Source organism: Bacillus weihaiensis (assembly GCF_001889165.1).
GTDB lineage: Bacteria > Bacillota > Bacilli > Bacillales > Bacillaceae > Metabacillus > Metabacillus weihaiensis.
Map to the genome: position 1 here is coordinate 2,185,021 of NZ_CP016020.1, position 12,716 is coordinate 2,197,736.

Genomic DNA, 12,716 nt, shown 5'->3' on the forward strand with positions numbered 1-12,716 from the left:
ACACTTGACTCCGGCGGGAGAATAGAGGAAAGGGTGAGACCCCAAAGGCTTAGCCGATGAGGCTAAAGCTTCCTCCCTAGGAAAAAGCAGTTCATTTTTCCCCCGCGGAAAGCAAGTGGATGCAGCGGAATGGAACGTACTTGTTCTTCCACCACCACATTTTAATAAGTAACAACATGTCTAACGATAATCGTTCGTCTTTTTAAAAAATGTTTGAGTTTTGACCCAAGCTCTTTTTATTCCTTAATAGTTAATAAACGGTAAGCTCAATTCTTCAGTGCGATAGTCATTAGCATCAAGTTGCCATTGATCTTCTCCTTTTTGCACCATCTGAATTTCAACGACAACATCCTCAGTGGATTGTTTTGCATTACTAATTTCATCTGCTAGAACTCGGAAAATAAATTCCTGAAGCTCCTTCTCAGTTAGGTCAGGGTTAGCAGTAATATATTCCTTGATTTCTCCATCAATAATCGGCTGTACAGAAGGTAGCTTAATTGGTTTTGCACTTACTTCTACAATTGCCGTACCATCACCCATGGAAGTCGTTATAATTGAAGGTTTTACCTTCTCTTTAAGAGTCGCTTTCATTGATGTTAAAAAGGTTAATACCGCTTCTTTATCGATTTCCTCTACTGACGATGCCATCGCAAAACCTTGAATGAATCCATCGTCAAAATCAGCAAGTATTTGTTCTATGTTCTCTCCAGTTAATGATTCAAAGTTAGGATGATCAACATCATATAAAAGTACATCAACATAGGCTGCCAAAGCTTTAGCAGGATTTTGTAGTTTTTCAGCTGTTTGTAAGAGCTTTTCATCACTTCCATCAATATCAATTGTTATCGGGTCCTGCTCCTCAAGTGTAAGGATCGGATCATAGACTAGCTCATAGGTTTGCCCCTTTTCAACAACATAATATAAGCTTCCTTCTATCTTCTTTCCTTCCCCTAACTGCGTATATCTTAATTCTTCATTATATTCAGCAGGGTTCCCTTCAACCACCTTGGTATCGCCTTGATAAAGAGAAAAGTCACTTGAATCAATATCAATAGAATCCTCATAGTTATTACTTATTATGAGATCGACTTTAAGAATCAACTCTTCATCTGAAACATTATCATATTCAGAAGGAAGTCTATATTCTATATTCTGCAAATTAATTTCTACCATTTCGGAAGACGCTGATTGCTTTTTATCAACCTCTTCTTTCGCAGCTTCTGATGCTGAACACGCAGATATCACCCATAATAAACTAAAAGCTAATATGAATAACCCTAAAATTTTACTTATCTTCATACTAAATTCCCCCAAATTAAGTTCTTATATAAACAACACAATTTCTTCCACGTAGCACATTTACTGGGAACATCTCTAGTTGTCCTTTTTAGGACACACAAACAAAATAGCAGCAATTTATGGAAAGTCATTGTATTGGAATGTTCGTTACAAATGGATATGGTTTAAATTTTCATATGTAGAAAATATTAACAGTTGAGATTTACCCATGTTTTATATCAGTTAAACCTTTTTTATTTATTTTGTTATGTGTATTATGAAGTCTATTTAAATAAAGTGGTTAGCTTATATGAGAACATAGTTACACTTGACTTAAAAAAGTAACCTAATTTATGAAAAGATTCTGAATAGACGTTTCAACGCATACAAAAAAACGCGGATCACAAATTATGATTCACGTTTGCAGCTTACATCACGATCATGCATCACCATTTAGGCTCAATTACTATCTCTTTTAATAAGGTAAGATCAAGACATTGTATTGCACAAAAATATGATAAGTCCACTGTCACACATATATTTGTTCTTTCTAAGCGGTCCACATGACAAATATCATATTTTTTTGTTTGACAAAATAAAATAGGTCGTAAAAGTGATAAAGTAGCACCATTGATTTTATCTAAATGTTCCACCCTAAAGAAATTCGTTATAAAATGGTCATGATCCTCTTCTGTGTTCCTGTATTTTAATCCCGCTAATTCAAACGCTCCTGATTTACTATACAAAATAAAAGGGATAGTATCGATTCTAAACAATTTTCTAAATAAGCTACTATAGCAACTAGTAGGACTCCCTTGTAATTGATCCTGCTGCTCCTTTATTGCATAGAGAGCATCATATAAGCAAATTGGGTCAGATCTTCTGCCGTCCATCTCATTCTCCTTCTCCATCCTCTTCTCCCTCCAATCTAATCAATTACTATAGGATATTTACCTTGGAAAAATATGTGCAAAAGGAGTTTACCCGTGCTAACATACCTTTTAAAATGGCTCCAGATAGAATCTGATTTCTTTAGAAGCTTGTATTGCATTTTTCTTTGCCTCCTCTGATGAATGTCCTGAGGCTATAACGTATCCATATCGGTCTCCCATCGATTTTGGTGGTGTTAATATGCTCCCTTTTCTTGGTTTTAAAAGAACTTCTCTAACACCACTATGTTGACTTGCTTTATCTTTTCCTACTATCTTAAGTAATTGCCCTCTCCGTTCCACAGTCAAATAATGTGTATAGATAAAATGATTTTTCGTTTTTTCAAGAGTTGGTCTCTCACCTAGACTAACTTTCAATATTTCCTTCACTAAATTAATACCTGTCGCATAGTGAATCATCTTATTCATGGCGCCACCTGAAATTCTAGGATTTATTTCAATTAGCTTCCATTCACCATGAGACAAGCGCAATTCAAAGTGACATGAACCATTGACGAGACCTATCTTGTTAATAATTTCACTAAGTATTATTGCTAATTGTTCTGTTAACTTATTAGATAGCTGTGCTGGAAAACGGTAACCCGTAATGATAAAATGATTTTTGTTCATAAATTCTTGTTCTATTACAGCTATGATTGAGATCTTCCGCTCATATATAATTGTTTCAACTAAAAATTGGCGCCCTTCTATATATTCTTCAACTAATACTGGTAAAGAATTTTCTTCATTTTGTCTATTTTTAATCCAACGTTTTAATTCACCCATTGAATTAACAAATATGACATCCTTTGATCCATTTGATATAGGAGGTTTTACGACCAGGGGAAAGTGGTCAACAAACTGATTTGCAAAAACTTCAACTGATTCCTCTCCTGTATAGACAGAATAAAAAAGGGCTGAAGATAAATGTTTTAAAACCGTTCGGAATTTTATCTTGTTTTCAATAATACTGAGAGCTGACATTGAGCAGCTCATGATTCCTATCTCATTAGATAAGGTTGCTGCATAGGAAACAAAAGGATCGATAAAACTAATAATGGCTTCGATTTTATTTCCCTTACACGTTAATTTTTTAATTTCCTTTAAAACTTCTTCTTTCTTAAATAAATCTTTCATATAAATCATGAGGTGGATATCTGACAACTCTTCACTTTCTCGGAGGAAATATTTTCTATCAGTGAATAAGACTGTGTAATAACCCATTTCCATTGCCGATGTTACTCCTTCTCTACTTGAACCAGACTTATTACAACCGATGAAAATGATGGTTTTCATTTCAACTACTCTCCTCCCCTTTTTTTCTGGGCTTTTTATCACATTTTTATGTATTTATTGACTTTTGGTTCCTACTTGACTTAAATTCAAGAGGTGGAATAAGGAAGAGAGAAAAATCACCTAAACCTCCATATTAAGATAATAATTATGGTATGCTTTCGATAATAATGAAATAGAAGGGAATTATTTATTATGTTTTTACAGGCTTTACTAATTTTCGTGCTTCAACTGATTTATGTTCCGGTCCTTACGATGAGAACTATTTTACTCGTCAAAAATCAAACTAAAACAGCAGCTGGTGTGGGGCTACTAGAGGGGATCATTTACATTGTCAGTTTAATCTTTGTCTTTCAGGATCTCTCTAATATTTATAATATCGTGGCATACATTGTCGGATTTAGTGTCGGTTTGCTTTTAGGTGGTTCGCTGGAGAAAAAATTAGCTATTGGTTATATTACATACCAGGCTAATATACTAGATAAAAATATGGAGCTTGTCACTGCACTCCGTTCTGCTGGTTTTGGAGTCACCGTTTTTACCGGTGAAGGAATTAATACAGCGCGTTATCGTTTAGATATTGTCGCTAAACGTTCAAGAGAAACAGAACTCCTTGAAATTATTGATCAATATGAACCAAAGGCATTCTTAATGTCATATGAGATTCGATCATTTAAAGGTGGATACTTAACAAAGTCAATGAAAAAACGTGCGGTTACATTTTTTAAGAAAAAACAAAGTAAAGAAGAATTGAAATAGGAAAAATGGAAAGACGCCTAATTGTGGCCAAGCACAGGCCAATCATTTTGGCTGTTTCAATGTATACTGCATGATTTTGATCTTTGTTGATTGGAGTTTAAAACAGGAAACACTTTTTTAAAAAGGGAAAGTAATACTAGTTGAAATACTAGTACCACTTTCCCTTCTTTTTCATTATTCGATTGAATCCGATACTTACGACACTTCCTAATAAAGCACTTCGAAGGATGTCAAACGGATAATGAACCCCTGTCCAAACTCTAGAAATTCCTATAAGGGTTGAAAAACCATACATAAAGATTCCTAAGCCTTTATTGTATAAATAGATAGTTGTTGATACAGCAAAAGCTAAAATTGTATGTTTACTAATATACGAGGAATCCTCTTTAGAAGTAAGTAACACATTTGCCTTCCGCGTAATAAAGGGTCTAGGTAAATCCTTCACTTTTTTTATGGCATTCGAGATCAACATGCACATTAACACGGATACGAGCGTTTCAGAGGGTATTTTTATTTTCTTTGGCTTTCGTATCCATAGCATACACACAGCAAGGGGATAAAGAAACCGTAATTCATTTGAAGCATAAATCATCATACGATCCATCCATACACTTTTATTCGCAAGTTGATTTATAAGTAAAAAAAGCTTTTTATCCATTCTAAATTCTCCTCTACTACCGTCAGAAATAGTATGATCAAATGAAATCTTTATATGTAAAAACAACTTATACTATTTTCACATAACCTCGAGTGCATCTGAAATGAAAGGACCTCTGATAAGGAAATTCCATCACACCTTAAAAAGAATATACATGCAAATATTCATCTCCTATAAAATAAAACCTTATTCTTTGTACACACTATAATTAGTATCCCTGAAAGGAGGAAAAAACATGACGAACAAAAATGATAATCGTGAACGTAAAAATAAGTACCCTAATAATAAACAAAAAGATACTGAATTCTCAAAAGATATTTCAATCCGTAGTGAAATTACGAAAAAAGATCTTGAAAAATAAAATAAGAGGCTGACATAAGCAAATACTTTGTGTCAGCCTCTTATCACCTTTTTTATCGTGTTCTTCTCTGTTGAGAGCCAGTTTTGCTTTTCCTTCTCTCATTTTTATTCCTTTTTGCACCTTCTGTACTCTTATTATTATTTTTGCTTGTTGATGAAAAACGTCTTGATTTTCGGATTTCATCTTTTCTCTCTTTTTCATATCCCTCTTTATCAGGAACACTTATTCCTTTAATTACCCTTTTTTCAAGTGATTGATGAACACCTTTTTCAATCATCCTTAAGAAGTCCATATCTTTAGGTGCTACTAATGTATAAGCAATCCCTTTTCCACCGGCACGTCCGGTACGTCCAATTCTGTGAACATAGCTTTCTACGTCTTGAGGTATATCATAGTTAAATACATGTGTGACGCCTTCAACATCAAGCCCTCTAGCTGCAACATCCGTAGCAACTAAAAATTGAATTTTGGCTTCCCTAAACTTCTTCATCGCCTTTTCTCGCTTAGCTTGTGTTAAATCTCCATGTAGTTCATCGGAATCATATCCATTTGAAATGAGTGCTTCCTGTAATTTTTTAGCACGAATTTTGGTTCGACAAAAGATGATGGCTAAAAATGGACGTTCTTCTTGTAATATGTGCATCAACGTAGCTTGTTTTCTTCTGTCAGTCGTTTCAATCACAATTTGAGTTATTTCATCTACAGTAATTGTTTTTGCTTTAATTTGAACCAATTCAGGACTTTGCATATATTTTTTTGCTAAAGATTTTATTTCGTTAGGCATTGTTGCAGAAAAAAGCATAGTTTGCCTAGTAGAAAGGGTTTCATATAAAATATCCTCTACCTCTGGAAGAAATCCCATATGTAGCATTTGGTCCGCTTCATCAAGCACCAACATTTGTACGGTGGAAAGATCAATTGTTCCTCTTCTAATATGGTCTAATAATCGACCTGGTGTGGCAACTACAATATGTTGAGCACCTTTTAACTTCTTAAGCTGATGCTCGACATCCTGGCCACCATAAACAGCAAGCACATTCAAATCATCTAGGTTTTCTATCATTTTTTTTACTTCTTTTGATATTTGCTGAGCTAGCTCTCTAGTTGGAGTCAAAATTAAAGCTTGAATATCAGATTTACTTACATCAATTCTCTCTAAAATAGGTAAAACGAATGCTAGAGTTTTTCCTGTTCCCGTTTGAGCTTGGGCTATAATATCTTTTCCTTCAAGAACTAGGGGAATTGTTTTTTCCTGTATGGGTGTTGGCTTTATTAAACCTTGAGATTTTAATGTATGATTAATTTCTTTTCGAATTCCTACTTGTAAAAAATCTGTCACGATAATCACGTCTCTCTTCTTAATTTCTTTCTATGATGATAAAGGCTAATTAACTATAGCATACCTCAACAATTTTTTCAGATTCTTTTTAAAAGCGTCATTTCTTTAACTTTGTTGCTAATAAACATAAATTCTAAAATAATATAGTCATTAGTTCACACACATTAATCTGGTTGTAAGACATTCGGCATATGGTTTTTTTCGGATACACAGGATATCCTTACATGTTATTCACGATTAGTCCACAAAAATAAGAGGCTGGGACAAAAGTGCCTAGCACCTCACTCTAGAACTATATATACACAAAGCGCATAATATATTGTATCTGAGTGTGCGTAGCTTTTTGCTTTGGCCTAGCCTCCATCTATTACTTACTTTATTTCTTTCTCATGTAATGTTTCTCTTAAAATGTATTTTTGAATCTTCCCGCTAGCATTTCTCGGTAATTGTTCAACAAACACATATCTTCTAGGGCGTTTATAAGGTGATAATTTATCAGACTGTTTACAGAAATGATCAAAGTCTACCTCTGTTAATTCTTTATTTTTCCTCACAATTATAGCAATTACTCGCTCCCCCCATAGCTCATCTGGTTCTCCTAAAACAGCTACGTCCAAAACCCCTTCATGTTCGTATAAAACGTCCTCTACCTCTCTTGGATAAACATTTTCTCCACCACTAATAACCATATCATCTACTCGATCTGCTACATATAAATAACCGTCCTCATCCAAATATCCTAAATCGCCCGAATGATACCAGCCTTTATACATTGCTTCCTCAGTAGCCTCTTTACGGTTAAAATACCCTTCCATCATACATGGCCCTTTTACAATAATTTCTCCAACTTCCATTGGAGGTAGAATGTCATCAGGGTCTGATGGACCACATTCATTTGGCTTTACAATTCTTATTTCGTGATTAAAGCAAGCTCTGCCAGCTGAGCCGGCTTTAGATACTTGTTCATTTTTGCCTAAAAACGTTATAGCCGGTCCCATTTCGGTCATTCCATAGGCTTGAACAAGATCAATGCCTAATCTATCTTTACATTGAATAACCAAAGTCGGAGCCATTGGGGCAGCCCCATATAATCCAATTCTCAGAGAAGATAGTGAATAATTTTCGAGGTCTTCCTGTAAAAGCATATTCCACATAGTAGGAGCAGCAAATAAAGTGGTAATTTTTTCCTCTTGAATAGCAAGCAGAACTTCTTTTGTCTCAAAATGATGAATGATTATATTCTTCGCTCCTGCATGCACTCTAGGTAAAAAACTACAATGTAACTCAGCACAATGAAACATAGGAGCTGTAACGAGGCCTATATCCTAAAAAAGTAAACCCAATAGATGAGATGCAGATCAGACTTTGTTCCACCATATCTCTATGACAGTGCATAACTCCCTTTGGTCTACCTGTTGTTCCACTTGTATACATTATTGCGTATATGTCGTTTTCTAAAACTTCTCTTGTAGGATTCATGGTTGAGGCTAATTTGATGTTATTATGATAGGAGGTTGCATAAGGTGGCACTTCATTATCAACAAACCAAAAGGAAATGGATGGAAATTGATCATGTATTTTTAAAAGTTCGGTCTCTAGAGCTTTCTCAAAAAAAACAATTTTAGGTGCTGCGTCCTTTAAGATATAAGCCACCTCATCTGAGCGAAGCCTAAAGTTGATTGGATTTAGTATTGCTCCGATTTTAGATACGGCAAAATAAATAGTGGCTAATTCATATCCATTGAATAAATAAGTTGAAATACGATCCCCCTTCTGTATACCATTTTCAATCATAGTGTTAGCGAGTTTATTAACTTCTTCATTCCACCGTCTATAGGACCAACGAATATTACGACTCCGATCGACTAATGCTTCTTTTTCACCATACTTCAAGACAGACTGTTCAAATAATTTCCCGATAGTTAAGTACATGTAGCATCTCCTCTCCTTAAAAAGAAATCGCTTTCATTTTGACTTAACAATGATGTTAACCTTCTACACTATATTACTACAAAGTGTACATTATTCCTCTAAGGATTCTATAACTAATATAATATAGTTTTCAAGGTTTAGAATTACGTTCAAAATATACAAAAAGATCTGTAATCCATTTTGATAAGGATATAATAACTACAAACGTCAAAAATAAATGAAGATAAGTAGCGCCTTGATGAAATTCAAATAAATGATAATGGACTAAAACGGGCTTTAATACAAAGGAAAGGAACCCACTTAAAAGTAATGTATAAAAATAGTAATTCTTCTGTTTTCTAAGAATCCATTGGTAAAATAAAATAAAAAGAACTGGTACTAAGGATGCATCTAACCCAACACTATTTGGTATAAAGGGAATAATCTGATATGGATACGTCCAAAATGCTTGTCTCGTTCCGAAGGCATCAAAATAAAAAAACCATACATGTATATTGAATCCAAAGAAACCTAGTTGAAGTGCTATACTTCGATCAATTTTTTTATACAAGATAAGTAATGGAAGAATAAAAATAAAAACATGTAACCAAAATTCCCAAGTAGTAAATGCAGAAAATTCATTCCAATAAAAAAACCAATCCTCAGCTAACTGATGCTGATTTTTCGTAATATTATCTAGTGTTTCAGTTTGTAAGGTCAATTTAATCCCAACTTTTTTATTAATATATTTCTCTTTTTTATTATATTTATGTATCAATTTTACAAATGTTATTAGAAAGAAACACAGACCTACAGAATATACCTACCTTTTATTTTTTATCCATTTTCGTAAGCTTGTGACTATTTATCAAGTGTCCGGTCTGGTGTAATTCCACTCCAATTGCTCGCTTTTTCGCGGAGCGGACAGTGTGTCTCATCCCATAGGAGTCTCATAGTTCCCCTTCATACCACCTAATAATTGGAAAACTATTATATAAAGATCTATACAAGATCCCAGATGAAAGACAATTTTATGAGGCTACTGAAGAAGAGCTCTCACTAGTACTTCATCAAGCATAAATTGAGAATTTCACAAAGACAGAAATCCTCTTCCTCTAGCTAATCTCACCTTCAAGTCTGTTCTAGCACGCTAACTTTTTTTGGAAAAAAGCTAGCTTTTCATAATGATGTAAACTACATAAATATCCTTTCTATTACAAAAAATAAAATGATAACTCTAGAAAGTGAGGCTTTTTATGAAAAAAGAAGTAAGTGAAGAAAGATGTTTAGAGGAGAAAGATTTCCTTAACCATTTTTTAAATGAACAAATCACACAAATATGTGTGGAAGAAGAAGTAGAACGCATGCGTGATCAAGTAGATGAATAATAGATCAGATCTACAATGATTGGAGTAGAAAGAAGTAATATTTATAGATAGCCGATAGAAAAAGAGGTTGGGGTGTTTTAGTTAATGAGAAACCCGAACGATCAGGTGATATTTCAATGAAAATCCCCCATATCGTTCGGGTTTTATTCTTTGTTCCTACATGTATTGTTTATGCATACGATTGGTAATCGCTAGTGTAATGCAGCGGAAGAGAACTCACTTGTTCTACCACCACAACATATTATTAAGGAACAACGCGTCATACGATAATCGTTCGTCTTTTTAAAAAAATTTGAGTTTTGACCCAAGCTCTTTAAATTTATATTATGGCATCTTCTGCCCTCTTGCTGAAGTAAATAATGAATACCACTCTTCACGGGTCATTTCTTCAGCTTGACGGACAGCGTCAGCACACTTTTTAATTCTGTCAGGATTAGTTGATCCAATGACAGGCTGAATCATGGAAGGATGTTTCATTAACCAACCAAGTATAATCGCTTCCTTTGTTGTTTCTTTTTGTTCTGCCATTTTTCCAACAAGTTCAATTGTCTTGAGATCTGCATCAGTTAGATGATCAAGCTTTCGACCTGAATACATTCCCTTAGCAAGTGGTGACCACGCTTGTATTTGGACATTTTCTAATCGACTATACTCTAAAATACCATCCGCAAAGTTAACTTTACTTCCAGACTCTTGGTTTACCAATACTCCACTTTCAACAAACGCGTTATGCTTTAAATTCAATTCAAGCTGATTTACTATCATAGGTTGAGGTGTATATGTATTTAGTAGCTTTACTTGTGCTGCACTCATGTTTGAAACGCCAAATTCACGTACCTTACCTTTTTGAATTAACTCTGTAAATGCTTCAGCTACAACTTCAGGCTCCATTAATGGATCTGGTCGATGAAGTAATAATAAATCTAGATAATCTGTATGTAATCGACTCAAAATACCATCTACAGACTTAATAATATAATCTTTTGAAAAATCATACCTTTGTGGTCCTTTCTCATCTGCAAAACGGATTCCACATTTAGATTGGATAACAATTTCATCTCTTAGTTTTGGACGTTTTTTTAAAAGTTCTCCAAACACCTCTTCTGCTTTTCCATTTGTATAAATGTCTGCATGGTCAAACATTGTAATACCAATTGATTGAGCAGCATCAATGGCTTTCTCAGCTTGAAGAATATGCTCTTCTGTAATTGACTCTTTATTCCATTCTCCACCAAATCCCATGCAACCTAACACAATACGACTATCTGAAATATTTCGTTTTTGAAGGGGCATTACTTTCATAATCTATTTCCTCCTGAAAAATAATAGTTATATCCTTGTTTACACTAACTTATCAACGATCAATTGAAAATTAAAGCCTTTTCCAACGACCTCATTTGCGACTAAAACGTGGAATACACCAACAAAAATCTGGTGTAGATTACCCATAGGTTCACGGACTACTTTTTTCTTCTGATCATTTAACTTTTCTTCGCTGATTAATGAGATGAACGAATTAATTTCCTCTATATTTCCCAATCGAGTTCAATCTCTTTTCCTGTTTTTGAGGATTTATAAATGGCATCTATTATCAGATTATTTGTTAGGCCAGACATAGAAGAAGTAATCGGCTTTTTCCCTTCTCTTATGCATTCTATAAAGTGCTTACTTAATTGGACTCTTTCATCTCCTATTTCACTATCTTCAACTGATAACTCTAAATCTATCTGGCGACCAAATTGCTCTGTTAAGATCTTCCCCCTGTTTCCTATAAGAGATGCACCGCCTTCTGAGCCCATTAGATGGATAAAAGGGTCATTATTTGTGTCCATATGAACTGCCCAGCTTACTTCAAGTGTCAGACTTGAGCCATTATCCATTTTAATAAAAGCAGATGCAAAATCCTCCACGTCATACTTCCCTTTCCAATCTGGTATTCCCCAAGACCCAATTCCTTTTTGCTTTGGACCAAACTCTGCATATGTTGACCCGTAAACAGATATGGGTTTTGGGTTTCCCATTAAATGCAAGGCAACATCTAACATATGAACTCCGATATCAATTAATGGTCCTCCTCCAGAATGATCTTTCTGTGTGAACCAGCTTCCCCAACCTGGTATTCCCTTACGACGGAACCAGCCCGTTTTAGCATGATAAATTGAACCAAATGCATCCTTTTCTACTTGTGTTTTGATTTGCTGAATTAAATTCATCCACCTCATTTGATGAGCAACCATTACAAGCTTCCCTGATTCACGCTCTGCACGAACAATTTCTTTTGCCGCTTCACTGTTAATTCCCATTGGTTTTTCAATTAATACATGCTTTCCAGCACGTAAAGCCAGTATTGCTAAAGAGGCATGATACTTATTCGGTACAGCTATAATGACCGCATCGATACTCGTATCATTTAGTAAAGTTTCTGAAGTAGGGTAGATACTCTCTATTAAAAATTTTTGGCCTTTTTGTTTAGCAAGTTCTTTATTTACATCTGTTATCCCTTTAATAACAGCTTCATTTTGAAGCTTAGAAAACGTTTGAAGATGTACATCTCCAATTGATCCTGCACCAATTAAACCGATATTCACCAATTTTTTCACGACCTTTTACCTCGTACGTATTCAAACACTTCTTATATGTGTAGATGATGAAAAATTAAAACATGATAAAAAATAGAGTAATCATATTTGTGAGTTTTTTGGAACCGACACACTGAGTATTTCTAGCGAGTATGAACTTAGGCTTGTTTTGTCACTAACTCATTCATACCAAACACGCGAAAGAGCCCATTCTCCGTATC

12 protein-coding genes and 1 pseudogene are annotated in these 12,716 nt (G+C 34.6%); 3 read left to right on the forward strand and 10 right to left on the reverse strand.

The genetic code is table 11. From position 1 onward, the window contains the following. Positions 1-243: 243 nt before the first annotated feature. From A9C19_RS10560 to A9C19_RS10570, 3 genes are all read right to left on the reverse strand, one after another. Positions 244-1,299: a DUF5105 domain-containing protein gene (locus tag A9C19_RS10560; protein WP_072579914.1), complete on the reverse strand. Its 1,056-nt coding sequence runs from the start codon at positions 1,297-1,299 to the stop codon at positions 244-246. A gap of 425 nt (positions 1,300-1,724) precedes the next feature. Beyond that, positions 1,725-2,189: a CotY/CotZ family spore coat protein gene (locus A9C19_RS10565; RefSeq protein WP_083584353.1), complete on the reverse strand. Its 465-nt coding sequence runs from the start codon at positions 2,187-2,189 to the stop codon at positions 1,725-1,727. A gap of 90 nt (positions 2,190-2,279) precedes the next feature. Next, complete coding sequence (locus tag A9C19_RS10570) at positions 2,280-3,503, reverse strand: ATP-grasp domain-containing protein (RefSeq protein WP_072579915.1); 1,224 nt, start codon at positions 3,501-3,503, stop codon at positions 2,280-2,282. Positions 3,504-3,695: 192 nt separating this feature from the next. Between A9C19_RS10570 and A9C19_RS10575 the strand changes: the two genes are divergently transcribed. Further along, positions 3,696-4,259 carry a DUF2179 domain-containing protein gene (locus A9C19_RS10575; RefSeq protein ID WP_072579916.1) on the forward strand — a complete coding sequence of 188 codons (564 nt, stop codon included), beginning with the start codon at positions 3,696-3,698 and terminating at the stop codon, positions 4,257-4,259. A 148-nt stretch (positions 4,260-4,407) separates the two neighbouring features. On the opposite strand, the gene A9C19_RS10580 is transcribed toward A9C19_RS10575, so the two are convergent. Next, positions 4,408-4,917 carry a phosphatase PAP2 family protein gene (locus tag A9C19_RS10580; RefSeq protein ID WP_072579917.1) on the reverse strand — a complete coding sequence of 170 codons (510 nt, stop codon included), beginning with the start codon at positions 4,915-4,917 and terminating at the stop codon, positions 4,408-4,410. A gap of 235 nt (positions 4,918-5,152) precedes the next feature. Between A9C19_RS10580 and A9C19_RS22445 the strand changes: the two genes are divergently transcribed. Then, a complete protein-coding gene (locus tag A9C19_RS22445) occupies positions 5,153-5,278 on the forward strand; it encodes a hypothetical protein (RefSeq protein ID WP_267888718.1) in 126 nt (41 codons plus the stop codon). 52 nt (positions 5,279-5,330) lie between these two features. Here A9C19_RS22445 and A9C19_RS10585 read toward each other — a convergent pair whose 3' ends face one another. The 3 genes and pseudogenes from A9C19_RS10585 to A9C19_RS10595 all read right to left on the reverse strand — a co-directional run bounded on the left by A9C19_RS10585 (position 5,331) and on the right by A9C19_RS10595 (position 9,249). Then, positions 5,331-6,617 carry a DEAD/DEAH box helicase gene (locus tag A9C19_RS10585; RefSeq protein WP_072581839.1) on the reverse strand — a complete coding sequence of 429 codons (1,287 nt, stop codon included), beginning with the start codon at positions 6,615-6,617 and terminating at the stop codon, positions 5,331-5,333. A gap of 371 nt (positions 6,618-6,988) precedes the next feature. Continuing rightward, positions 6,989-8,549, reverse strand: a pseudogene (locus A9C19_RS10590) (fatty acid--CoA ligase). A 130-nt stretch (positions 8,550-8,679) separates the two neighbouring features. After that, positions 8,680-9,249 (reverse strand): hypothetical protein, encoded by a 570-nt coding sequence (locus A9C19_RS10595; RefSeq protein ID WP_072579918.1) that lies wholly within the window; start codon positions 9,247-9,249, stop codon positions 8,680-8,682. 535 nt (positions 9,250-9,784) lie between these two features. Here A9C19_RS10595 and A9C19_RS22450 point away from each other — a divergent pair. Then, positions 9,785-9,916: a hypothetical protein gene (locus A9C19_RS22450; RefSeq protein WP_267888719.1), complete on the forward strand. Its 132-nt coding sequence runs from the start codon at positions 9,785-9,787 to the stop codon at positions 9,914-9,916. A gap of 324 nt (positions 9,917-10,240) precedes the next feature. Here A9C19_RS22450 and A9C19_RS10600 read toward each other — a convergent pair whose 3' ends face one another. Genes A9C19_RS10600 through A9C19_RS10610 form a run of 3 tightly spaced genes read right to left on the reverse strand, consistent with a single transcriptional unit; the run spans position 10,241 to position 12,516 of the window. After that, entirely contained in the window at positions 10,241-11,218 is a 978-nt protein-coding gene (locus A9C19_RS10600) for an aldo/keto reductase (protein WP_072579919.1), read from the reverse strand. A gap of 39 nt (positions 11,219-11,257) precedes the next feature. Then, positions 11,258-11,455: a hypothetical protein gene (locus tag A9C19_RS10605; protein ID WP_072579920.1), complete on the reverse strand. Its 198-nt coding sequence runs from the start codon at positions 11,453-11,455 to the stop codon at positions 11,258-11,260. Continuing rightward, positions 11,443-12,516: a Gfo/Idh/MocA family protein gene (locus A9C19_RS10610; protein ID WP_072579921.1), complete on the reverse strand. Its 1,074-nt coding sequence runs from the start codon at positions 12,514-12,516 to the stop codon at positions 11,443-11,445. The genes A9C19_RS10605 and A9C19_RS10610 overlap by 13 nt, the downstream gene beginning before the upstream one ends. Positions 12,517-12,716: the final 200 nt, after the last annotated feature.

What these genes read in the sequence shown, in the direction of transcription:
- A9C19_RS10570 (WP_072579915.1), bottom strand. Translation starts at nt 3,503, where the DNA reads ATGAAAACCATCATTTTCATCGGTTGTAATAAGTCTGGTTCAAGTAGA.
- A9C19_RS10565 (WP_083584353.1), bottom strand. Translation starts at nt 2,189, where the DNA reads ATGGAGAAGGAGAATGAGATGGACGGCAGAAGATCTGACCCAATTTGC.
- A9C19_RS22445 (WP_267888718.1), top strand. Translation starts at nt 5,153, where the DNA reads ATGACGAACAAAAATGATAATCGTGAACGTAAAAATAAGTACCCTAAT.
- A9C19_RS10600 (WP_072579919.1), bottom strand. Translation starts at nt 11,218, where the DNA reads ATGAAAGTAATGCCCCTTCAAAAACGAAATATTTCAGATAGTCGTATT.
- A9C19_RS10580 (WP_072579917.1), bottom strand. Translation starts at nt 4,917, where the DNA reads ATGGATAAAAAGCTTTTTTTACTTATAAATCAACTTGCGAATAAAAGT.
- A9C19_RS10575 (WP_072579916.1), top strand. Translation starts at nt 3,696, where the DNA reads ATGTTTTTACAGGCTTTACTAATTTTCGTGCTTCAACTGATTTATGTT.
- A9C19_RS10560 (WP_072579914.1), bottom strand. Translation starts at nt 1,299, where the DNA reads ATGAAGATAAGTAAAATTTTAGGGTTATTCATATTAGCTTTTAGTTTA.
- A9C19_RS22450 (WP_267888719.1), top strand. Translation starts at nt 9,785, where the DNA reads ATGAAAAAAGAAGTAAGTGAAGAAAGATGTTTAGAGGAGAAAGATTTC.